A 251-nucleotide genomic window follows, 5' to 3' on the forward strand; every position below is an offset into this window, starting at 1 on the left:
CCACCCTTCGGACCGTCGTAGCGGATCACGATGACATCGCCGGCGACCACCTCGCCGTTGAGGATGCCGGCCAGCGCCGCTTCCTCGCCGTGATAGACGCGCGCGCGGCCTGCGAAGCGCAGGCCTTCCTTGCCGGTGATCTTGGCGACCGCGCCGGTCGGCGACAGGTTGCCGTGCAGGATGACCAGGTGCGAGTCCTTCTTGATCGGGTTGTCGAAGGGACGAATGATGTCCTGGCCAGCTGGATAGTC

General features: G+C 66.1%; 1 pseudogene (running past one end of the window). It reads right to left on the minus strand.

Going from position 1 to position 251, the window contains the following annotated elements:
* A pseudogene (locus tag JNK74_28680) lies at window positions 1–251 on the minus strand (dihydroxy-acid dehydratase); it reaches 312 nt to the left of the window's first position.

The sequence above is a fragment of the Candidatus Hydrogenedentota bacterium genome, from assembly GCA_016791475.1.
GTDB lineage: Bacteria > Hydrogenedentota > Hydrogenedentia > Hydrogenedentales > JAEUWI01 > JAEUWI01.